General features: G+C 67.1%; 19 protein-coding genes, 3 tRNA genes and 2 pseudogenes. 8 read left to right on the top strand and 16 right to left on the bottom strand.

Translation table 11 applies throughout. The annotated features are described in order from the left end of the window. Window positions 1-2: 2 nt before the first annotated feature. The 4 genes from QUE33_RS10455 to QUE33_RS10440 all read right to left on the bottom strand — a co-directional run bounded on the left by QUE33_RS10455 (window position 3) and on the right by QUE33_RS10440 (window position 3,408). Window positions 3-266 carry a glutaredoxin family protein gene (locus tag QUE33_RS10455; RefSeq protein WP_286299794.1) on the bottom strand — a complete coding sequence of 88 codons (264 nt, stop codon included), beginning with the start codon at window positions 264-266 and terminating at the stop codon, window positions 3-5. Window positions 267-329: 63 nt separating this feature from the next. Beyond that, window positions 330-1,112 carry an amino acid ABC transporter ATP-binding protein gene (locus tag QUE33_RS10450; protein WP_286299792.1) on the bottom strand — a complete coding sequence of 261 codons (783 nt, stop codon included), beginning with the start codon at window positions 1,110-1,112 and terminating at the stop codon, window positions 330-332. 3 nt (window positions 1,113-1,115) lie between these two features. Next, on the bottom strand, window positions 1,116-2,558 hold the full coding sequence (locus QUE33_RS10445; protein ID WP_434019628.1) for an ABC transporter substrate-binding protein/permease: 1,443 nt from the start codon (window positions 2,556-2,558) through the stop codon (window positions 1,116-1,118). Window positions 2,559-2,808: 250 nt separating this feature from the next. Then, window positions 2,809-3,408, bottom strand: a complete 600-nt coding sequence (locus QUE33_RS10440; protein ID WP_434019596.1) for a transporter substrate-binding domain-containing protein — start codon at window positions 3,406-3,408, stop codon at window positions 2,809-2,811. A 143-nt stretch (window positions 3,409-3,551) separates the two neighbouring features. Here QUE33_RS10440 and QUE33_RS10435 point away from each other — a divergent pair. Continuing rightward, a pseudogene (locus tag QUE33_RS10435) lies at window positions 3,552-4,738 on the top strand (glycosyltransferase). Between the two features lie 199 nt (window positions 4,739-4,937). Here QUE33_RS10435 and QUE33_RS10430 read toward each other — a convergent pair. The 4 genes from QUE33_RS10430 to QUE33_RS10420 all read right to left on the bottom strand — a co-directional run bounded on the left by QUE33_RS10430 (window position 4,938) and on the right by QUE33_RS10420 (window position 9,055). After that, window positions 4,938-6,071: a GmrSD restriction endonuclease domain-containing protein gene (locus QUE33_RS10430; protein WP_434019627.1), complete on the bottom strand. Its 1,134-nt coding sequence runs from the start codon at window positions 6,069-6,071 to the stop codon at window positions 4,938-4,940. Between the two features lie 56 nt (window positions 6,072-6,127). Then, on the bottom strand, window positions 6,128-6,433 hold the full coding sequence (locus QUE33_RS16170) for a DUF2510 domain-containing protein (protein ID WP_350226448.1): 306 nt from the start codon (window positions 6,431-6,433) through the stop codon (window positions 6,128-6,130). A 329-nt stretch (window positions 6,434-6,762) separates the two neighbouring features. After that, the gene (locus QUE33_RS10425) at window positions 6,763-8,280 is read right to left on the bottom strand and encodes a deoxyguanosinetriphosphate triphosphohydrolase family protein (RefSeq protein ID WP_286299788.1); all 1,518 of its coding nucleotides are present in this window, start codon (window positions 8,278-8,280) and stop codon (window positions 6,763-6,765) included. Window positions 8,281-8,347: 67 nt separating this feature from the next. Beyond that, the gene (locus tag QUE33_RS10420; RefSeq protein ID WP_286299786.1) at window positions 8,348-9,055 is read right to left on the bottom strand and encodes an alpha/beta hydrolase; all 708 of its coding nucleotides are present in this window, start codon (window positions 9,053-9,055) and stop codon (window positions 8,348-8,350) included. Window positions 9,056-9,329: 274 nt separating this feature from the next. Here QUE33_RS10420 and QUE33_RS10415 point away from each other — a divergent pair, with 274 nt between their 5' ends. Continuing rightward, a complete protein-coding gene (locus QUE33_RS10415; RefSeq protein WP_286299785.1) occupies window positions 9,330-9,695 on the top strand; it encodes a DUF898 family protein in 366 nt (121 codons plus the stop codon). 357 nt (window positions 9,696-10,052) lie between these two features. Here the strand turns inward: QUE33_RS10415 and QUE33_RS10410 are convergent, their stop codons facing one another. The 5 genes from QUE33_RS10410 to QUE33_RS10390 form a co-directional block, all read right to left on the bottom strand. Beyond that, the gene (locus QUE33_RS10410; RefSeq protein WP_286299784.1) at window positions 10,053-11,129 is read right to left on the bottom strand and encodes a Fic family protein; all 1,077 of its coding nucleotides are present in this window, start codon (window positions 11,127-11,129) and stop codon (window positions 10,053-10,055) included. 346 nt (window positions 11,130-11,475) lie between these two features. Next, the gene (locus QUE33_RS10405; RefSeq protein WP_286299783.1) at window positions 11,476-11,760 is read right to left on the bottom strand and encodes a hypothetical protein; all 285 of its coding nucleotides are present in this window, start codon (window positions 11,758-11,760) and stop codon (window positions 11,476-11,478) included. A 727-nt stretch (window positions 11,761-12,487) separates the two neighbouring features. Further along, window positions 12,488-12,560 (bottom strand) — tRNA-Phe (locus QUE33_RS10400). Window positions 12,561-12,627: 67 nt separating this feature from the next. After that, window positions 12,628-12,701: transfer RNA gene (locus QUE33_RS10395), tRNA-Asp, on the bottom strand. A gap of 27 nt (window positions 12,702-12,728) precedes the next feature. Further along, window positions 12,729-12,801, bottom strand: a tRNA-Glu gene (locus QUE33_RS10390). Between the two features lie 208 nt (window positions 12,802-13,009). Between QUE33_RS10390 and QUE33_RS10385 the strand changes: the two genes are divergently transcribed. Further along, the gene (locus QUE33_RS10385; RefSeq protein WP_286299781.1) at window positions 13,010-14,404 is read left to right on the top strand and encodes a M23 family metallopeptidase; all 1,395 of its coding nucleotides are present in this window, start codon (window positions 13,010-13,012) and stop codon (window positions 14,402-14,404) included. A gap of 139 nt (window positions 14,405-14,543) precedes the next feature. On the opposite strand, the gene ppa is transcribed toward QUE33_RS10385, so the two are convergent. Together ppa and QUE33_RS10375 are read right to left on the bottom strand one after the other, a co-directional pair. Then, window positions 14,544-15,029: an inorganic diphosphatase gene (gene ppa / locus QUE33_RS10380; protein WP_286299780.1), complete on the bottom strand. Its 486-nt coding sequence runs from the start codon at window positions 15,027-15,029 to the stop codon at window positions 14,544-14,546. Between the two features lie 132 nt (window positions 15,030-15,161). Further along, on the bottom strand, window positions 15,162-15,725 hold the full coding sequence (locus QUE33_RS10375; RefSeq protein ID WP_286299779.1) for a TMEM175 family protein: 564 nt from the start codon (window positions 15,723-15,725) through the stop codon (window positions 15,162-15,164). Window positions 15,726-15,785: 60 nt separating this feature from the next. Between QUE33_RS10375 and tilS the strand changes: the two are divergent. After that, a pseudogene (tilS, locus tag QUE33_RS10370) lies at window positions 15,786-16,773 on the top strand (tRNA lysidine(34) synthetase TilS). Between the two features lie 83 nt (window positions 16,774-16,856). Here the strand turns inward: tilS and QUE33_RS10365 are convergent. Next, the gene (locus tag QUE33_RS10365) at window positions 16,857-17,534 is read right to left on the bottom strand and encodes a DUF937 domain-containing protein (RefSeq protein ID WP_286299777.1); all 678 of its coding nucleotides are present in this window, start codon (window positions 17,532-17,534) and stop codon (window positions 16,857-16,859) included. Window positions 17,535-17,618: 84 nt separating this feature from the next. Between QUE33_RS10365 and hpt the strand changes: the two genes are divergently transcribed. From hpt to folP, 4 genes are all read left to right on the top strand, one after another. Continuing rightward, window positions 17,619-18,170, top strand: a complete 552-nt coding sequence (gene hpt, locus QUE33_RS10360; protein WP_286299775.1) for a hypoxanthine phosphoribosyltransferase — start codon at window positions 17,619-17,621, stop codon at window positions 18,168-18,170. 146 nt (window positions 18,171-18,316) lie between these two features. Further along, entirely contained in the window at window positions 18,317-20,323 is a 2,007-nt protein-coding gene (gene ftsH, locus QUE33_RS10355; protein ID WP_286299773.1) for an ATP-dependent zinc metalloprotease FtsH, read from the top strand. Between the two features lies 1 nt (window position 20,324). After that, window positions 20,325-20,915, top strand: a complete 591-nt coding sequence (gene folE / locus QUE33_RS10350) for a GTP cyclohydrolase I (RefSeq protein WP_286299771.1) — start codon at window positions 20,325-20,327, stop codon at window positions 20,913-20,915. Then, window positions 20,912-21,721, top strand: coding sequence for a dihydropteroate synthase (gene folP, locus QUE33_RS10345; RefSeq protein ID WP_286299770.1), 810 nt, complete (start codon window positions 20,912-20,914; stop codon window positions 21,719-21,721). Before folE ends, folP begins: the two co-directional genes overlap by 4 nt.

Here is a 21,721-nt window from a genome sequence, read left to right as displayed (position 1 = left end):
CGTCAGATCAGCGACAGCTCGCGCAGCTTGGCCTCGACGTCGGCGTTCGACGGCTCGACGTGGTGGCTGGCGTCGGGGTAGACGACCACGGGGATGTTCGTGCGTCCCGAGATCTCCTTCGCCACGTCGGCGGCGGCGGGCTCGGCGACGAGATCGATGTAGGTGTACTCGATTCCGAGTTCGTCGAGCTGCTTCTTGGTGCGGCGGCAGTCGCCGCACCACGCGGCGCCGAACATGGTGATGGTGTCGGATGCAGGAGAGGTCATACATCCAGGGTAAGGCCGGATCGGGTGCCGGGATTCACCCCGGCATCCGATCCGAGACTGCGCTCAGAGCACCTTCGAGAGGAAGTCCTGCGTGCGCTCCTCCTGCGGGTGGTCGAAGATGTCGGCCGGCGCACCGGACTCCACGACCTTGCCGTCGGCCATGAACACGACGCGGTCGGCGACCTCTCGGGCGAAGCCCATCTCGTGCGTGACCAGCACCATCGTCATGCCGGAGGCCGCCAGGTCCCGGATCACCTGCAGCACCTCGCCCACCATCTCGGGGTCGAGGGCGCTGGTCGCCTCGTCGAACAGCATGATCCCGGGGCTCATCGCCAGCGCGCGGGCGATCGCCACACGCTGCTTCTGACCACCCGAGAGGGATGCCGGCCTGGCATCCGCCTTGTCTGCCAGGCCCACCCGGGTGAGCAGCTCCATGGCGCGCCCCCGCGCCTCGGTCCGGTTGAGCATCTTCAGCTCGAGCGGGGCGAGCGCGATGTTCTCCAGCGCGGTCATGTGCGGGAACAGGTTGAAGTGCTGGAACACCATGCCCACGCGCTGGCGCACCGTGTCGAGCGTCTTCCCCTTCGCGGTGGCGATGTTCTCGCCGAGGATGAGCACCTCGCCGCTGGTCACCTCCTCCAGTCGGTTCAGGCACCGCAGCAGTGTGGACTTGCCCGAGCCGGACGGCCCGATCACTGCGACGACCTCGCCGTTGGTGACGGTCAGGTCGATGCCGGCGAGCACCTCGTTCTTGCCGAACGACTTGTGCAGGTCGCGCACCTCGATCGGGTTCCCTGTCGTGGTGACCGGGCGGGTGTAGGTCGGTTCACTGTTCGTCATGGTCATCCCCTACTTGTTGAACTTCCGGTCGACCCAGTTGGAGAGCACCGTGAGCAGCCAGATCACGATGAAGTACATCACGCCGACCACGATCCAGATCTCGAACGAGCGGAACGTCGATGCGATCACGATGCGGCCCTGGTAGGTCAGCTCGGCGAAGCCGAGCACCGACAGCAGCGAGGTGTCCTTCAGCGTGATGATGAACTGGTTGATGAGGTTGGGCGTCATGATCTTGAACGCCTGCGGCATCACGACCCGGCGCATCGACGGAGCCCAGCCCAGACCCAGCGAGCGCGAGGCCTCCATCTGACCCGGGTCGACCGACTGGACACCGCCTCGGACGATCTCGGTGATGTACGCACCGGCGTTCAGCGACAGCGTGATCACACCGGCGGTGAGCGCGTCCAGCGGCTGCCCTGTGACGGCCGGCACGCCGAAGTAGAAGAAGAACGCCTGCACCAGCACCGGGGTTCCGCGGAAGATGTTCACGTACGCGCTCGCGAGGAAGCGCAGGAACGGGTTCGTCGACAGCTTCAGGATGCCGAACACGATGCCGAGGATCATGGCGAACAGGATCGCGAGCGCCGTGGCCAGCAGCGTCAGGACGAGACCCTGCGAGAGCGGCCCGATCGAGGTCTTCACCAATGTCCAGAACGAGTTGTCGACCGGTGCGGTGTCATCGATGGCCAGGTAGCGGTCGATGATCTGCTGGTAGGCGCCGGTGTCCTTGGCGTTCTTCAGCCCATCGTTGAACATCTGCAGCAGCTCGGCGTTGTGCCCCTTCAGCACGGCGAAGCCGTAGTCGGCGCCGGGCTCGGGGTCGGTGACGACCTTCAGCGGCACGTTGCCCGAGGCGATGCCGAACTGCAGCACCGGTGCATCCTCGAAGGTGGCCGCCGAGTTGCCGGTGGCGACGTCGTTGTACATGTCGGCCGAGTCCTGGAAGGCGTTGATCGTGAACCCGATCTCTTCGCCGAGCTGCTTGGCGAAGTCGTAGCCGACGGTACCGGTCTTGACGGCGACGTTCTGGCCCTTGAGATCCTGGTACGAGGTGATGTCGCTGTCCTTGGCGACGGCCATCTGCACGCCCGACTGGTAGTAGGGGTCCGAGAAGTCGAACACCTTCTTGCGCTCGTCGGTGATGCTCATGCCGGCGATCACACCATCGGCCTGTCCGGCGGTGACGGCGGCCAGCGCCGCGTCGAAGCCGAGCGGTTTGATGTCCACCTCGAAGCCCTGATTGGCGGCGATGGCCCGCAGCAGGTCCATGTCGATGCCGATGTTCTTGCCGCCCTGCTGGTAGATGAACGGCGCGAAGGTCGTGTCGGTGGCGATGGTGAAGGAACCGTTGGTCTTCTCGACGTCTGTCGTGAAGGCGGGGTTCTTCGGCAGGTCGCCGGGCTCGCCGGGGTCGAGGGTCTCGTTGCCCAGCGCCGCCTTGCCGCCGCCGATGCCCGTCGCATCGGGGCGTTGTCGCCGAGGTAGTCGTCGAGGATCTCCTGGTAGGTGCCGTTCTCGATGACGTTCTTCAAGCCCTCGTTGAACGCCTTGCGCAGCGCCTCGTTGTCGCCCTTCTTGACGGCCATGCCGTAGCTGGAGGCCTTCTCCTGTTCGGTGACCGTCTTCAGTGCGACGTTGCCCGTGGCGATGCCGTAGGCGAGGATCGGGTAGTCGTCGAAGACCGCCGCGGAGTTGCCTGTGGTCACGTCGTTGTACGCGTCGGCGGCGTCCTGGAAGCCGGTGACCGTGAAGCCGAACTCCTTGCCGAGGTTCTCGGCGAAGGAGTAGCCCTCAGTGCCGGTCTTGGCCGAGACGGACTTTCCTCGAGATCCTCGTAGCCGGTGATGGACGTGTCGTCCGAGGCGATGGCCATCTGGATGCCGGAGTCGAAGTACGGGTTGGAGAAGTCGAACGTCTTCTGGCGCTCCTTGGTGATCGACATACCCGCCATCACGGCATCCGCCTGACCGGCGGTCACTGCTGCCAGTGCGCCGTCGAAGCCGAGCACGTCGATCTTGACGTCGAAGCCCTGGTCTTCCGCGACCGCGTGGATGAGGTCGATGTCGATGCCGCGCAGCTCGCCGTCGCGCTGGAACTCGAACGGCGCCCACGTGGTGTCGGTGGCGATCGTGAAGGTCTGTCCCTTCACGCCGTCGTCGGCTGCGGCCGGTTTCGTGGCGGCGTTCGCGATGCCGACGGCGCCGCCGATCGTGAACAGCAGGATGAACATCGCGGTGATGCTCGCGAGCAGCGCGAGGCGGTTCTCACGCCACCAGTTCGCCGGTTGTCTGAGCAGAGTCATGAATTCCTCGTCATCGTCGTCGACCTTGTTGCCTGGCCCGTGCCAAGAAATAGGTCGCGCAGGGCGCTGTGGGGTGGACTCGGCGCACAGCGAAAGATGGCACGATTGAACTCGCGTCGCATCGTTCCGGGGGAGGTTGCCAGATGAGCGCCTCCGTCACGGTGATCGTGCCGACGTTCAACGAGCGTGACAACGTCGCCGAACTCGTCTCGCGCACAGCGGCCGCGCTGGCCGGACGTGAAGCCGAGATCCTCTTCGTCGACGACAGTTCCGACGACACCATGGCCGAGATCGCGCGGGTCTCGGCATCCGCTCCGGTCCCCATCCGCGGCATCCACCGCGAGCACAACACGGCGGGTCTGGGCGGGGCCGTCGTGGTCGGGCTCGCCGAGGCCGCGCACGACGTCTGCGTCGTCATGGACGGCGATCTGCAGCATCCGCCCGAGCTGCTCCCGACGATGATCGCACGGTACGAACGGGGGATGCCGATGTCGTCGCCGCCTCCCGCTACATCGGCGGCGGAGATTCGGCGGGCCTGGGGACGGCCGTGCGCCTGGGCGTGTCGAAGGCCGCGACCGCAGTGACCAAGGCGATGTTCCTGCGCAGGCTCTGGCGCAGCACCGACCCGATGACCGGGTTCTTCCTGGTGGACCGGTCGCGCCTGGACCTGGACACGCTGCGCCCCGAGGGCTTCAAGATCCTGCTCGAAATCCTGGTGCGCGGCGGTGAACGACGTGAGCTGCGCATCGCCGAGGTGCCGCTGGAGTTCGCCGAGCGGCGGAACGGCGTGTCGAAGGCGAGTCTGCGCCAGGGCGCCACTTTCCTCGCGCACCTCGCACGGCTGCGATTCGGGAAGATGGGGCTGTTCGCGATGATCGGCGGCATCGGTGCTGTGGCGAACATCGGCATCATGTGGCTGCTCACGCACCTGGGCATGGACTACGTGCTGGCGGCGATCATCGGCGCCGCGGTGACGATCGTGGGAAACTTCGTGCTGCAGGAGCTGTTCGTCTTCCGCGACGAACGACAGGACGCCTCACGCTTGTGGGTGCGCTTCGCGGCATCCGTCTCCTTCAACAGCATCGAGGCGGCGCTGCGCATCCCGGTGATGGCGCTGATGGTCGAGACCTGGCGCCTGTCCGCCGTGCTGGCCACGGCGATCTCGCTGGTGGTCGCCTTCTTCGCGCGGTTCCTGTTCCACGCGCTGGTCGTCTACGCGCCGCGGCGGCGCCGAGCGACGGATGCCGAGGGCGAGCCGCCCACCGACACCGCCGCGCTGCGCGTCATGCGGGCCATCGACGCCGAGGCGATGCGGCCCGGCGAGCTGTAGAGCGTAGGCGGTCTGTCGCTTCGCCCTCCGCGAGACTTCGCCTCCGGCGCGAGACTTCGTTTCCGGCGCGAGACTTTGTTTCCGGCGCGAGACTTCCCTTCCGGCGCGAGACTTCCCTTCCAGCATGAGACCCGTCACCGTGCGTGCTGTTTCGTGCTGGAGAGGAAGTCTCGCAGGTTCTATCGTGCGGTCTCGCGACTCATTCGCATGCGATGCCGTCTCCGTCGCGGTCGAGCTTTCGGCTGTACCCGGGTTCGCCCTTGTAGATGGGCGCGGCTCCGTGTGCGCGGGCATCGGTGCAGTTGCGATAGGTGACGTCGACCGGTGGCTTGGGAGCTACGGGGGCCGGTTTGGCAGGCTTGGGTGCGACCGGTGCGGGCTTGGGAGCGACGGGTGCGGGCTTGGGAGCGACCGGGGCCGGTTTAGCAGGGGCGACCGGAGCGGGAGCCGGAGCGAACGGCACCGGAGCAGACGAGGTCCTGACCGGCGTCGGAGTCTGCTCGACGGGAAGCGGAGTGACGGGTGCCACGATGGTCGCGAAGGCGGAAGTCGGCGTCGGCTCGGTCGGGCACGTGGTGAGGATGCGTCGGATGGCGTCGTGCTCGGCCTGGGTCACCCACAATCCGTACGTCGCCTTGACCGCGACCTGGCGAGCGACGTACTCGCACCGGAATGATGTGTTCTTCGGAAGCCAGGTGGCTGCGTCCCCGTCGCGCTTCTGAGCGTTTGCCGATCCGTCCACGGCGAGAAGGTTGAGCGGGTCGTTGGCGAAGGTGGCGCGCTGATCCGCCGTGAGCAGCCGTGCGCCCTTCTGCCATGCGTCGCTGAGCGCCACGACGTGGTCGATCTGCACGAGCTCAGAGGTGCCCTGTCCGCGCACGAAGCCGACGACGGCTCCGGTGTATGGGTCATCCAGCGTTCCGGTCAACACCCTGCACGATCCCAACCGCACAACGTCGGACAGTTGAGCGCCGAGGATATCGTTGCGGGTGTCGCAGCCGTTGCGGTCCACATCCAGCCAGCGCTGGCCGAATTCAGACCGGTCGTACCCGGTCTTCGCGGCACGCCCCTTCACGGGGATGGTCTCCAGCACGTCCAGCGCGGCGAGGTCGGACGTCGCCGCGCTGTCGCCCACGGTGGAGGCAAGTCCGGTGAAGGCTACGAGCTCATCATCTGCATCCGCATCTGCATCCGCATCTGCATCCGCATCTTGATCCGCAGGGATCGTGGGTTCGGGTGCAGGCGTGGTGGACTCGGTCACCGCCGGGGCCGCGGACGGAAGATGATCCGCGCCCTGCCCGAAGACGTTCGCGCTGATGGTTCCGGTGACCATGAACGCGACAGCCGAGATCGCCGTGACCGCGGTCGCCACCTTGCGGCTACGGAACCTCAGCCAGGTGGGTGTGTTCTTCGCCATCGCGACGATGCCGGTGATGAGCACGACGAGGAACAGCGGCGCGAGGACGGGGAGAGGATCAGCGTGAGCAGAGCGCCCACGAGGCAGATGAGCACCCATGCCCAGATCGGCAGACGTCGGCGTGACTTGCCTGGGGCGACCTGTGGCTGCGGTGGGGGAAGCAGAGCAGTGGGTGTCGTTATGGCCCGCACCTGAGCAGTCCACGCGGTGCCGTTCCACCAGCGGTGCTGACCCGGGGTCGACGGGTCGGGGTACCAGCCTGCGGGGGTGGTCGTCATCACGCAACTGCCAATCTGCGCGGCGGCTCGTCCGGGGTATAGCCGGGCGGGTCACCGGGCCCTCATACGCGCGCGTCCGCGCGCGGTCCAGTCATCGGACATTCGGGGGATGTCCGAGCAGCCATCCCCCGGCAGCTGACCTCATCATATTGCGCGAGCGGGGCGACGGCGACGTCGTCTGATGCCCCGCGTGCCGAGTGCGGTGCGAGACGTGGTTGACCCTGCGTCGGCCCGCGAGACTTTGCTTCCAGCACGAGACCCGTCGCCGTGCGTGCTGTTTCGTGCTGGAGAGGAAGTCTCGCGGGTCCTACAGCGGCATGAGGCGAGGGTCACAGCCCTTGGCCGGCGTCCCATAAGCGCTCCGTGCGACCGGCGAGCAGGGCGTCGAGCGAGATCGCCTGGGCGTCGGTGAGCGATGCGACGTAGTCGATGATGCCGCGGCCGCGCGCGAGAGCGTCGAGGTCGGCATCCGTGCGCTGTGCGACGAGCTCGGGAGAGTGCTGGCGCAGGCGATGGTAGTCGTCGGTGGCGAGCTCGACCAGGTCGATCAGGCGACGCGGGGCGCGGCGAGCGTCGCTGGGGTCGTCGAGCCAGGCGGTGAAGCCGTCGACGAGCCGCTCGAGCACGCTGGCCTGGCCGCGCTGGTAGACGGTGAGGTCGGGGCGCTCCAGGATGAACCGCTCGTGCAGGAACTTCAGCACCGCGACCTCGTGCCAGGCTTGGCGGTTCAGGCTGACGTGTCCGCTCCTGGCATCCGGATGCCGGTGCACCTCCACGGACGACTGCAGGCGCGCGATCCACCCGGTCGTGAACCGGGCCAGCGCGCGCTCGCTGGCCAGGGAGCCGTCGAACGGCTCTGCCACCAGTCCATCGATGACCTCGGAGGCGACCTTGGCAACCGCCTCGCCGAATGCGTCAGGATCGGCGATCCAGGCATCCTTCTCCTGCAACCGACGCCACAGCAGCTCCAGTGAGTGCCCCGGCGTGCGGGTGTCAGCGGCCAGGGCTTCGGCATCGGATGCCCGAAGCCGAGCCAGCTCTCGATGCCACGACTTGAACTCGGCGGACAGCGTCGCGGGGTTCAGCAGACCGGCACGGTAGAAGTCGTCGAGGTCATGCAGGGAGTAGGCGATGTCGTCGGAGATGTCCATGATCGAGCACTCGACGGTCTGCTGCCCCCGCGCGATCAGGGGATATGCGGAGAGCGCCCGCTGCGCATCCGGCTCGTCGATCGCGTAGTAGTTGAACTTGCTCGCCCCGCCGCGCCGGGGCCCGCCCTCGCCGCGCCGCCACGGGTACTTCAGCACCGCCGCGCGCACGGCTGCGGTGAGGTTCAGGCCGACACCCGGACGGTCGTGCTCATCGAGGCGGGTGAGGATGCGATAGGTCTGCGCATTGCCCTCGAAGCCCTCGCCGAGCCCGAACCGCGTGCGCGCCAGTCGATCCAGTGCCTGCTCGCCGAGGTGCCCGAACGGCGGATGCCCGAGGTCGTGCGCGGCGGCGGCCGCCTGCACGACGACCGGATGCGCACCGCCCAGCTCGTCGACGATGGCACCGCGCTCGTCGGTCTGCGTCGACAGGTGCGTCGCAATCGCCCGGGCGACTGCGGCGACCTTGATGGAGTGGGTCAGGCGGTTGTGCACGGCGAGGCCGGCGCCGGCCTGCGAGATCACCTGGGTCACGGCCGACAGCCGCGAGTAGTACGGCGAGAACCGGATGCGCTCGACGTCCACCCGGAACTGGGGATGCCCCTCGGCCTGCTGGAACTCGTTCAGCGTCTCGGGCAGGCGCCGCGTCTGGCGGGGGTCGGAGGCGTTCTGAATGGCGGGAGGCGGATGCTGCGGCATGACGTCAGTGTGCCACGAAGGCGCCGATGCACGATGCTCGGGGAATCGTGCGGCGCGACACCTGTCCTCAGCTCTGCTCCAGCAGAGCCTGAATCTGCGCGGTGACCAGGTCGGGACGGGTGATGAACGGGTGATGCCCGGTCGGCAGGTCGACCCAGCGGGTTGCCCGGGCCGCGTGGAAGCGCTGCAGCTCGACCGATGTGCTGAGATCCTGCGTGCAGACCAGATATGTCGAATCGACACCCTGCCAGCCGGCGGCAGTGGTGGGAGTCAGGAACGCCGTGGCGGCCTGGGCGGTCACACGTTCCCACGCCTCTTGCTGAGATGCAGCGTCTGCATCCTGAAGGAACCGTGATCCGAACGAGGCACGGTCATACCCGGACAGCCTCAGTGTGCCGTCTCCGTTGTCACCGATCGAGACCGGGTCGCTCTCACCGCTCATGATCATGCCCTGCGACTGTCCGGTATCCGGAAGGTAGGACGACGCATACAGCAGGTGCGCCACTGCAGGATGCCGGCCGGCTTCGGCGATGACCGTGCCGCCGTAGGAGTGGCCGACGACGATCGCGGAGTCGACATCGTCGAGCTCGGTGCGAAGAGCCGCTGCATCCGCAGCCAGGCCACCCGCGATCTGATCGGGTGAGACCTCGCCGCAGGACGGCAGAGCGACGGCCCGGCTGCGGATGCCCGTCCGCTCCTGAAGGAGATCGGCCGTCGGCTGCCACCACCACTGGCCGTCACGCACCAGTGCACCGTGGACGAAAATCAGTTCCATTGAGACTTCCTTCTCTGGCTCGTTCCCCTGCCTCCCACGACGCTACGGCCATGCGAGTGGCAGACGGCGCCGATCTGCTCACAGCGGAATGGCATACGGCATAGATTCGTGAGGGGTGCAGAGAGTTTCCTGGCGCAGTCGGGACATCGCGTGGCGTTCGATCGTCGCGGCGCTCGTTCCGCTCATGCCGCTCCCGTACCTCGATCATCACCCGACCCGGCTCGCCACCTGGCGAACCGTTCCTCCCTGCGCACCGCAGGACGAAAGGAAATACATGAGTGACACCAACAGCACCGCGAACGTCGTTCCCGGCACGCCGCGCCTGCCGCACCTGCAGTTCGGCTTCACCGGCGGTGCCGCAGGCTGGCTCGGTATCGGCATCGGCGGCTTCCTGATCACTCTCATCACGCTTGGCATCTGCTACCCGTGGGCGGTCGTGATGACATACCGGTGGAAGACCAAGCACACCTGGATCAACGGGCAGCGCCTGCGCTTCACGGGCACGGCACCTCGGCTCTTCGGGATGTGGATCAAATGGTTCCTGCTGTGCGTGATAACGATCGGCATCTATGGCTTCTGGGTCTACCCGCGCCTGCAGAAGTGGATCGTCGAGCACCAAGAACTCGACCCGACCAGCTGACGTTCGGTCGGCTCAGCGCCCCGGTCCACAGGTGGTGGGCGCGGGGCGCTGTCGCGTACATCGGCGGAGCGCACTCGATTTCGGTACTGCGCCGGTTGGCCTTGCTCGCTGATAGATTTCTGCGCTGACGACCGAGCGGCCCACTGCAGACGAGAAGCGCATGCGTCTCCGATACCCCGGCGTCTGTCGTCTCTGCGACGGGAAACTCCGGGCTTGTAACGTTGTGTTAGCCCGATAAGCGCTTATGCGGCCGATGGGCAGCGGCTCAGGTCTGAGGCCTGGATGCTGCATTGCAGGCGGTGGTGTCGATCGTCGCAGACTGAATGAACACAGAAGCCCCTCACGGCTCTCATGGTCTTACCGAGGCTGCTCGCGCCGCCCGGCGCGAGCAGCGAACGCGTCGATTGCACCGAGGATCTCGGTGCTCAGCCAGAATGGCCCGAGGTTGTGTTCCGTTTTTGCTGTCAGGATGCCCGCATCGACCAGCGCCTGCAGCGGTGGGTAGGCGTTCGGACGCTGGATGCCCAGTTCTTCAGCCGCCGTGACGGCATCGAGCACAGGGCGGCGGGCGATGATATTGAGAAGCTTCCATGCGTTGCTGGAGCGACGTGCAGTGAGTCGAGCCTCCCATGACTGTTGGATCTCATCGATGTCGGTGATGAGTTGTCTCGCGTTCGACACGGCCCTGATCGAGGCATTCGCGAAGGCCAGCACAACAGGGGAGACGTCTCCCTCGCGGTAGTCGGTGAGCGCTCGGTGGTAGCCCTCGACATCCGCCAGCAGCCCTGCTGAGACCGGCACGGCCACGTTCTGTGTCACTCCGCGATGGCGCAGCATCGCCTGTGCGAGCGCGCGACCGGTGCGTCCGTTGCCATCGCTGAATGGGTGGATCGTTTCGAACTGGGCATGAGCCACAGCAACAGCGATCAGTGGTGCAAGGTCCTGGCGCCGCGCAAAGGCGACAAGATCCGAGATGAGAGTCGGAATACGGGAATGATCGGGAGCCACGAACTCTGCACCGATCGGACTGTCTGTTCGGGTGCCGATCCACACCGCCTGGTCACGCCATTCTCCGGGTGTGTGGCGGGGCTGAGCTGCCATCAGGATGCGGTGCATCTCCCGGATGGCATCATCGGAGATGGCCGTGCTCAGGTCGAGGGCGGCGTGCAGCGATTGTGTGTTGGAGGCGATCAACTCGGCATTGCGACTGCCCTTGGCGCCGAGTTCTGCGCTGAAGATCGCGCGAGCGCTGGCGGTCAGGTTCTCTATCTGGGACGACGACGCGGCCTCGGATCGGAGAAGCACAGGAGCGAAAGCAGCGACGCGATGACCAAGCTCTGCATCGAACCGACTCAGTGCGTTGGCAGCGGTGGTCGCGGCCTCCGCTGCCTCTGGTGAGGGCAACGGTGACCGTGCGGCGATGAGCGGTGGCACAGACGCCTTGTACCGACCGCGGCCGAAGCCGGCAGTAGGTTGCCAGGATCGGCTCTCCCACTCCAGAGCCGGCCATCGCGGGGTGGCGTTACTCATACACGATCACCACTCGGTGTATGAGTAATTGAGTTACTCATACACCGATCCTACGCCGTGTATGGGTGCGTGAACAGGCGCTTATCCGGGCTTGTCATTGAGTTGCTTGTTTCGGAACGCCGGTGTGTATCGCTGCCGCTTCGTTTCGGCACAAGACCGGCACTAGCTCTGGAGCGCCCCAGAAACCTCGATTCGGTAAACCACTACCCGAGCCATGGTCTCGCATCGAGCCAACGTCGGCCATCGGCTGTCATCGAAGTCGAGTGATCCACGCATCGTCGAGGCCAGCAGCGAGCATCATTCGCTCGCCAAGCTCGGCGCCGGTCACTTCACCGTTCCGCCGAGCGAGCGGATCGAGCAACTGAGTCAGCCTATGTGGCGCAAGGAGTGTTCCGTTCTGCACAGCGTGCCACAGCGCGTCAGCGACCAGCGATGGATCCTCGCGAGCCTCGACTAGGTCCGCGATCGCTCGCTCGACTGTCATGGTCGGCAGCCCGTCGATGTACGTCACATCGGCCGCGTCGAGTATGCGCACCCGTAGCTGAATGCTGGGGAGGCGAGTCGTGCGTCGGTGCGGTACCACTAGCCCGGTCGCGCCGGGGAACCAGTCGCCGATGCGTCTGGATCGTGAAGCAGCGGTCGGACAAGGAGGCCCGCCCGCTGTCATTTAGTGCTCTAATCGTGGAAGCTGCTCGCGACGGCATCGGCCAACTGATCATTGAACGGGACGAGTCCGTGGAGCAGGCCGACCGTCGGCTGATCGCTGGAATTCTGCGGCGCGAGGGATCCGCTGGCTTCCGTTATGAGCACGCAGCGCCTCACGAGCATCCACTGCTCTGGGTGAGCGACGCTGTGGCCTGGTGCTACTCGAGCGGAGGGGACTGGATCCGCCGCGTGGAGGCGCGCGTAACCCGGCTGTAGAAATACGTGAGCCTGGCTCGTCATACCGTCCGGAAGACTGCCAGGCTCCGAGGGCTACTGCCCGCCCTACCACTATGTTCCCCCGAATAAGTGCTTATCCGGCTCGTGGTTAGCTGCTTATTCCGGGGTGACGACGTGCTCCGCTGCCGCCTCGTACCGGCACAAGACCGGCACAAGCCCCATGCGCGGCACGTTCCGTCTCGCTTCGCCCCGGAGCAGCGGATGCTCAAGGACTGGTCGGAACAGCCCGGGGGAGCGCCCCAGGAACCAGCCCAAAGCAAAACCCTCGCGATGTAGAAGCTACGCGAGGGTTTCTGGGCTGATTGTAATGATCAGCCTTGTGGCTCCGACCGGCATCGATCCGGTGACCTTTCGATTTTCAGTCGAACGCTCTACCAACTGAGCTACAGAGCCGCGCGACCGGCGAACCTGTCGCGTCCGATACGAAAGGCCTTCTCGAAAGAAGGCCCGTCGCTTGGAGCGACCCTGACGGGACTTGAACCCGCGACCTCCGCCGTGACAGGGCGGCACGCTAACCAACTGCGCTACAGGGCCATAACTTTTCAATTGTATCGGATGAAGTGACCCCAACGGGATTCGAACCCGTGCTACCGCCGTGAAAGGGCGGCGTCCTAGGCCGCTAAACGATGGGGCCGAAGAGAGTCCCGAGGGCTTCCCTTGCCGACGCTCAAGCATAAGGGACGGCCCGATGAAAAACGAAATCGGAGGCGAGTCCTCTTTCCGCCCGGGCGATTCGGGTGAACGATGGACTCGTCCTCTGTGCCCGGCAGTTCGGCCAAGACTGTTGCGGATGTGACGAATGTTGTTAGTGTGGCACTTGTGAAACCGGCGGAAGGGGCCGCGTGAACGACGAGGTCAAATGGGATGCCGGCTCAGCATCCGAGGATTGCGGGTGCGCACCGACGCCTGCCGAGCAGCGTGCGTTCTGGCCGTCTTCGAAGGTCACCCGTCGCGGCGCCATCGCCGTCGGTGCACTGAGCGCGATCGCGTTCACTGCTTTCGGCATCAGCCGCACTCAGGTCGCGCACGCTGCCGACTACCCCAGCTGGGGCGACGTCCAGCGCGCCAAGGCGAACGAAGCCGCCAAGGGTGCGGAGATCACCCGCATCGAGCGGCTGATCCAGTCGCTCACGCAGAAGGCCGCCGCCGCCGAGCAGGCCGCTCGCGTGGCCGGCGACGAGTTCTACGAGGCGCAGCAGGCGTTCTTCGAGCAGGCCGAACGCGCCGACGAACTGCAGAAGCAGGCTGACGAGCAGTCGAAGATCGCCGACGAGAGCTCCCGCAAGGCAGGGCAGGTCGCCACGCAGCTGTATCGCAGCGGCGGTGACCAGGCTGCCCTCGAATTGTTCCTCTCCGAATCGTCCAGCGGTGCCGACGGGCTGCTTTCGCGCCTGGGCAGCATGGACCAGCTGCTCGAGTACAACCGGACCATCGCCGACCGTGCGGCAGCCGCACGTGATTCCGCACAGTCCCTGACCGATCAGGCCAAAGCTGCGCGCGACGAGCGCGACCGGCTGCAGAAGATCGCCGAAGAGAAGATGGTCCGCGCGCAGCAGGCGGCGAATGCCGCACAGGCCGCCCTCGACGAGAAGCAGAACAACCTCAGCACACTTCAGGCGCAGCTCGCCTCCCTCAAGGACAAGACGACCGCCACGGTCGCCGCGTACCAGGAGGGCGAGCGCAAGCGTAAAGAAGCCGAAGCCAAGCGCAAGCGCGAAGAAGAGGAGCGTCGTCGCAAGGAGGCTGAGGAGGCCGCGAAGAACAACAGCGGCGGCGGCTCCGGCGGCGGCTCCGGGGGCGGCAGCTCCGGCGGAGGCGGCGGGGGCTCCGGTGCCTGGCGTCGTCCGCACGGCGGCTTCATCTCCTCCTACTACGGCATCCGCGGCGTCCAGTGCACCAGCGGCTACTGCGCCTCGCGCAACCACGGCGGGCTCGACTTCGCCAACGGATGCGGCGCCCCGATCTATGCCGCGCACTCGGGCACGGTCGACTTCGCCGGCTACAACGGCGGCTACGGGAACTACACGCGCATCCAGCATGGCGGCGGCCTCGCCACCGGCTACGGCCATCAGGTGCGCTTCGCCGTGCGCTACGGGCAGCACGTCAACGCCGGCCAGGTCATCGGCTACGCCGGCAACACCGGCAACTCGTTCGGATGCCACGTGCACTTCGAGGTGTACGTCAACGGGCGTCGCGTCGATCCGTATCCGTTCATGAAGGCCCGCGGCGCGATCTGAGCATCCGTCACTGCGGAACCGGCACCCGTCGCGGCGCGATCTAGCATCCGTCAGAACGTCGGATGCCCGGCATCCGCCACCGCAGACAGCACGAGACCCCCGGCGCGAGCCGAGGGTCTCGGTGACGTGATCCGGAAGGTCAGCGCTCCTGGCCGGCGCGGACGATCGCCTCGTCGAGGATGCGCTGCGCCTCGGCGGCATCGCCCCACGCGTCGACCTTGACCCACTTGTTCGGCTCGAGATCCTTGTAGTGCTCGAAGAAGTGCGCGATCTCCTTCTTCGTGTACTCGGGCAGGTCGCCGATGTCCTGGATGTGCTCCCAGCGCGGATCCTTCGAGAGAACGGCAACCAGCTTGTCGTCGCCACCGGCCTCGTCGCTCATCTTCAGCACCGCGACGGGGCGCACGTTCACGACGACGCCCGGGAAGATCGCGTGGTCCAGCAGCACGAGCACGTCCAGCGGGTCGCCGTCCTCACCGAGCGTGTTGTCGAAGTAGCCGTAGTCGGCGGGGTAGCCGAAGGTCGTGTAGAGCACCCGGTCGAGGTGCACTCGTCCGGTCTCGTGGTCGACCTCGTACTTGACGCGGCTGCCGCGCGGGATCTCGATGACGGCGTCATGTGCCATGCGTGTGCTCCTCGGGAGAGATGTCGGGTGGATGCCGCAGACCAGCCTACTCGTGACCCTGCAGCGCTTGATCGCTGTGACCGCCGACGATGTGGGCGAGGATGCGGGCGACAGGACGGTTCAGCAGCAGGATCAGCAGCGCCGCATATCCGATCGGCGTGACGAAGATCGCGATCGCCAGCGCGACGATGAACAGGACGATCGCCGCGGCGTCGCCGATCGCCCCGTCCGCAGCCGCGACTCCGGCATCGTCGTCAGCTCCGGATGCCGCAGCAGATACAGCCACCCGCCGAGAGTAGTCACCTGGGTGAGGATCAGGGTGCCGATGTAGGTGACCGCCTGCAGCGGGTCGGTGTGCATCTGCCCGAGCATCGCCGTCGGCACGGGCAGCCAGACGATCGTCGCCATCCACCCCACGTTGATCAGCAGCAGACGCCCGGTCACCCGCTCCACGTCACGGTATTGGCTGTGATGACCGATCCAGAACGTCGCGATCAGCAGAAAGCTCAGCGCGAAGCTGAGCAGCTGGCCCGCATGCTCCTCATAGAACTCAGCAGTGCTGAGACGCCCAGACGCGGCTTCCGTGACCGCCTCCATCAGGGGAAGGATCAGCAGGGTCATGGCGATCGCCACGACCGCGTCGACGAATGCCTTGAAGCGCTCGGTGGGGTACGTGGTGCGGCTCTGATCGGACACCAAGACAGACTAACGGCGCGAACCACTGCGCGTCGGCGATCCTGCCCGTACGGTGGAGAAGTGCCTTCGCTCGATCCTGCTGTCGCCGCCGTCCGCCTCGCTGTGCGCACCGCCCTCGCCACGTCTACGGGCGAGCATGTCGTGGTCGCCCTGTCCGGTGGAGCCGACTCGCTCGCGCTGACGGCAGCCACAGCCTTCGAAGCCGCCAAGGTCGATGCGACGGTCACCGCGGCCGTCGTGGACCACGGACTGCAGCCCGGATCGGATGCCGTCGCGCAGCGCGCAGCGGAGCAGGCGCGGTCGCTCGGAGCGGATGCGAGGGTGCTCACCGTGCAGGTGGATGCCCAGCATCCGGACGGGCTCGAGGCCGCGGCTCGGGATGCCAGGTACGCGGCGCTGCGGGATTGCGCGCAGCAGCTCGGCGCGACCGTCGTGCTGCTCGGGCACACCCTCGACGATCAGGCCGAGACCGTGCTGCTGGGGCTCTCGCGGGGCTCCGGGTCGACGAGTCTGCAGGGCATGGCGCCCGAGCGGGTGGATGCCGACGGGATCCGGTGGCTTCGGCCGATGCTCGGCCTGCGGCGCGTGACCACGCGGGCGTGCTGCACGGCATCCGATCTCTCCCCTGGGACGACCCGCACAATACCGAGCCGCGCTTCGCCCGCGTGCGCGTGCGCGAACGGGTGCTGCCGGTGCTGGAGTCCGAGCTCGGACCCGGCATCGCCGAGGCGCTCGCGCGCACGGCTGAGCAGCGCGGGAGGATGCCGAGGCCTTCGAGGAGATGATCCACGAGACCATCGAGGACATCGTCGAGCATGCTGAGGCGGGCATCTCCGTCAGCGTCGCCGCGCTCGCCGCGAACCCGGCCGCGCTGCGCAACCGCATCATTCGGCTGGTCGTCGACAGCGAGTTCGGCGTGAGCCTGAGCCGCACGCAGACGCTCGAGGTCGCCCGGCTGGCCACCGACTGGTCGGGGCAGGGGCCGATCGACCTTCCCGGCTGCACGGCGGCCCGCACCGGCGGACGGATCGTGTTCGCCGCCCGCTGACCGCGCATCGACCCACGCCTTCATGCCGCCCGCTGACCTCGCATCGACCCACGTCTTCATGTGGCGCATATGGCCGCATCCGATCAACTGATCAGGCCATATGCGCCACGTGAAGACGGTGGGCGACACAGCGGCGCCACGCGAGACGGTGGGCAGAAGGCTACTTCTTGCCGAAAAGCCCGCCGAGGATGTCGCCGATCACGTTCCCGCCGCCGGCCTGCGAAGGCGAGCTCGCCGACGCACCCTCCGAGCAGGCCGCCCAGGCCGCCGAGGATGTCACCCAGACCGCCGCCGGACCCCTGCTGGCCGCCGCCGAGCAGGCCGCCGAGCACATCGCCGAGCCCGCCGCCGCTGTTCCCGTCGGATGACGACGACCCCTTCGCGTTGGCGATGACGCCCATGATGATCGGCGCGAGGATCGGCAGGAGCTTGCCGAAGTCGATGCCGCCTGCCGTCTTCTCCGAGCTGGTGAGGCTCTGCACGACATCCTGCTTCTTGTCGCCGAAGACGTGCTTCACGATCTTGTCGCCGTCGGTCTGATCCACGTCGTCGACCTTCGACGCTCCCGAGAAGCCGCCGTGGCGGTTCAGCGCCTGCTCGATCGCCGAGGATCCCTCCTCAGTCTGGGCGTTCTTCGCCAGCCCGCCGACCAGGGCGGCGCCGCCCTCTTGAACGGCCTGGCGTGCGACGTCGGTGCTCACGCCGAAGCGCTCGGCGATGTCGCCGATCGGCACCTGCTTGAGGATGTCGTCGAGGTCCATGTCTTCCTTCTCCCCGCGGGCGCACGCCCACTCCTCCGCTCAGGGTAGTGCGGATGCCGGGGCCGTTCGACCTAAAATCGTTGCATGCGTGCAGCGGACATCTCAGCAGACCTCACCCAGATCCTCGTCACAGAGGAGGAGATCCACGCCAAGCTCGAGGAGCTCGCCGCGCGCGTCGCCGCCGACTACGAGGGCAAGGACCTGCTTCTGGTCGGTGTGCTCAAGGGTGCCGTGATGGTGATGGCCGACTTCGCCCGTGCGCTGCCGTTCCATGCGCCGATGGACTGGATGGCCGTCTCGAGCTATGGGGCGAGCACCAAGTCCAGCGGCGTCGTGCAGATCCGCAAAGACCTCGACACCGACCTGCACGGCAGGCACGTGCTGATCGTCGAGGACATCATCGACTCGGGTCTGACGCTGAGCTGGCTGCTGGAGAACTTCGAATCCCGCGGCGCGGAGTCGATCGAGGTGCTCGCGCTGCTGCGCAAGCCCGAGGCGGCGAAGGTGGAGATCGACTGCAAGTACGTCGGCTTCGACATCCCGGTCGAGTTCGTCGTCGGCTACGGTCTGGACTACGCCGAGCGGTACCGCAACCTGCGCGACGTCGCCGTGCTCGCCCCGCACGTGTACTCCTGACCCCCAAGCCCGTCTATTTGTGCCGTATGCACGGTATGTGCGGCGTGTCGCGTGCATTCGCGACAAATAGACGGGCGGGTGTGCGGGTACGCCGTCGGTGAACGCACAGCAGGGCGCTAGCGGGCTGGCGGTACGCTGAACGGATCATGGATGTCAAGAAGGTCTCCCGGAACCCGCTGATCTACATCGCGTTGATCGGCGTGCTGCTGTTCGCCGGCTTCCTGCTGATTTCGAACCTGTCGGCGCCCAAGCAGATCACGGTGCCCCAGGGGCTGGAGCTGCTCGACGGCAAGACGGTCACCAAGGCCGTCAACACCGACGGCGACCAGCGGGTCGACCTGACCCTCTCGAAGGAGTTCGAGGGGTCGAAGAATGTGCAGTTCTACTACGTCGAGGCCCGTGCCGATCAGGTCGTCAAGGCCATCGACGCCGCTGACATCAAGGCCGCCGACGTCGTCGACGTGGTGCCCCGCGCGACCTGGTTCGACGGCTTCCTCTCGCTTCTGCTGCCCCTGGTGCTGCTGGGGCTGCTGTTCTGGTGGCTGCTCTCGTCGATGCAGGGCGGCGGCAGCAAGGTCATGCAGTTCGGCAAGTCCAAGGCCAAACTCGTCAGCAAGGAGACCCCGACGGTCACCTTCGCCGACGTGGCCGGCGCCGACGAGGCCATCGAGGAGCTCCACGAGATCAAGGAGTTCCTGCAGGACCCGGGCAAGTTCCAGGCGATCGGAGCCCGCATCCCCAAGGGCGTGCTGCTGTACGGCCCTCCCGGAACCGGGAAGACGCTGCTCGCCCGCGCCGTCGCAGGCGAAGCGGGTGCACCTTTCTACTCGATCTCCGGTTCGGACTTCGTCGAGATGTTCGTCGGCGTCGGCGCCTCCCGCGTGCGTGACCTGTTCAACCAGGCCAAGGAGAACGCGCCGGCCATCATCTTCATCGACGAGATCGACGCCGTCGGTCGTCACCGCGGCGCAGGCATGGGTGGCGGAAACGACGAGCGCGAGCAGACGCTGAACCAGATGCTCGTCGAGATGGACGGCTTCGACCCGAACGCCAACGTCATCGTCATCGCGGCGACGAACCGTCCCGACATCCTCGACCCTGCGCTGCTGCGCCCGGGCCGCTTCGACCGGCAGATCGGCGTGGACGCCCCCGACCTGAAGGGGCGCCTGCACATTCTCGAAGTGCACGCCAAGGGCAAGCCGCTGTCCAAGTCTGTCGAACTCGAGGTCGTCGCCCGCAAGACCCCGGGCTTCACCGGTGCCGACCTGGCCAACGTGCTCAACGAGGCAGCGCTGCTGACCGCGCGCTCCAACGCGCAGCTGATCGACAACCGCGCCCTCGACGAGGCCATCGACCGCGTGATCGCGGGCCCGCAGCGGCGCACCCGCGTGATGAAGGACAAGGAGCGGCTCATCACCGCGTACCACGAGGGCGGGCACGCGCTCGCCGCCGCGGCGATGAACTACACCGACCCGGTCACCAAGATCACGATCCTCCCGCGCGGCAAGGCCCTCGGCTACACGATGGTGCTGCCGCTGGACGACAAGTACTCCGTGACCCGCAACGAGCTGCAGGATCAGCTCACCTATGCGATGGGCGGCCGCGTCGCCGAGGAGATCGTCTTCCACGATCCGACCACGGGTGCGAGCAACGACATCGAGAAGGCGACGAGCATCGCCCGCAAGATGGTCACCGAGTACGGCATGACCACTCAGGTCGGCCCGGTCAAGCTCGGCACCGAGGGCAACGAGATGTTCGTGGCGCGCGACATGAACCGCGGCCACGACTACTCCGACAAGATCGCCCAGACCGTCGACGAGCAGGTGCGCGCCCTGATCGAGCAGGCGCACAACGAGGCCTACCAGGTGATCAGCGAGAACCGCGACGTGCTCGACCAGCTCGCACTCGCGCTGATCGAGGAGGAGACCCTCGACCACCATCAGATCGCCGAGATCTTCACCGATGTGCGCAAGCTGCCCGAGCGTCCGCAGTGGCTCTCCAGCGAGAGCCGCCCGGTGTCGGCGCTGCCCCCGATCGCGATCCCGGTCCGCGACGACTCGGCGATCGCGGCCGACACGGCGGCGCAGACTCCGACGACGCGCACGGCCGGCCCGAGGACGGCCGGCGGGCAGGCACGACCGGCGACGGCCTGACGTGACTGTCGACAGGGCGCGCGTCGAACGGCTCACCCGCGAGCTGCTCGAAGCCATCGGCGAGAATCCCGATCGGCCAGGGCTGAAGCAGACGCCGAGCAGGATGGCGGAGCTGTACGCCGAGCTCTTCGCCGGCGTCGACGAGGATCCCGCCACCCATCTGGCCCGCACCATCAGCGTGACCAGGGGCCCGGCACCGGAGACGCTGGCGTCGGGTGCGGTGCTGCTGCGCGACATCCGCTTCCGCTCCGTCTGCGAGCATCATCTGCTGCCGTTCGCCGGGCTCGCCCATCTGGCCTACCTGCCGGGAGAGCAGGTGGTCGGCTTGGGCGCGCTGGTGAAGGTGGTCGAGACGCTCGCCTCGCGGCCGCAGGTGCAGGAGCGTCTGGGGGAGCAGATCGCGGATGCCGTGGATGAGCACCTCGACACCCGGGGCGTGCTGGTCGTGCTGGACGCCTCGCACGGCTGCGTGACCATGCGCGGGGGCCGTCAGCCGATGGCATCCACCGTCACCATCGCGGCGCGCGGTGCTTTCGTGGAGCCGGCCGCGCGTGCCGAGCTGATCGCCCTGATCGGCGGCCACGGCGAATGACCGGCATCTGGGGCATCCTCAACACCACCCCCGATTCGTTCAGCGACGGCGGGCGGTACGCCGAGCCGGCCGCGGCGATCGAGCGCGCGCACCTGATGCGCTCCCAGGGTGCGGCGATGATCGACGTCGGCGGCGAGTCCACCCGGCCCGGCGCGGTCCGCGTCGACCCGGCGGTCGAGCGCGGGCGGGTGCTGCCGGTGATCGAGGCGCTGACGGATGCCGGCATCCCGACCTCCATCGACACTCTCAACGCCGACACCGCGGTCGCTGCGGTGCGGGCGGGCACGCGTGTCGTCAACGACGTCTCGGGCGGGTTGGCCGACGAGCGGATGCTGGCGGTCGTCGCCGACCTCGGAGCCGACATCGCCATCGGGCACTGGCGAGGGCCATCGGAGGACATGTACGCCCGGGCGCAGTACTCGCGCACCGCCCGCGAGGTGGCGGCCGAGCTGCGCGAGCGGGTCGAGGCGGCCAAGGCCGCTGGCATCGCGCCCGCGCGGATCATCGTCGACCCGGGCATCGGGTTCGCCAAGACCGCCGAGCAGAACTGGGAGGTGCTGCGCGGTCTCGACGAGATCTGCGCCCTCGGGCACCGCGTGCTCGTCGGCACCTCGCGCAAGCGGCTGCTCGCCGACGCCCTGCACCGGGTCTCCGGCGATGCACCGCTCAGCGAGCGTCGCCGCGACCTGGCCACTGCAGTCACCAGTGCGCTCGCCGCCCGTGCAGGCGTCTGGGCGGTGCGTGTGCACGACGTCGCAGCCACACGAGATGCGCTGGCCGTCGCCGGCGCATGGGACGGAGCCTGA

It is taken from the genome of Microbacterium suwonense (genome assembly GCF_030296555.1).
Classification (GTDB): Bacteria; Actinomycetota; Actinomycetes; order Actinomycetales; family Microbacteriaceae; genus Microbacterium; species Microbacterium suwonense.
The sequence above is the reverse complement of the archived record's forward strand: the minus strand, read 5'-3'. Positions and strand labels throughout refer to the sequence as shown.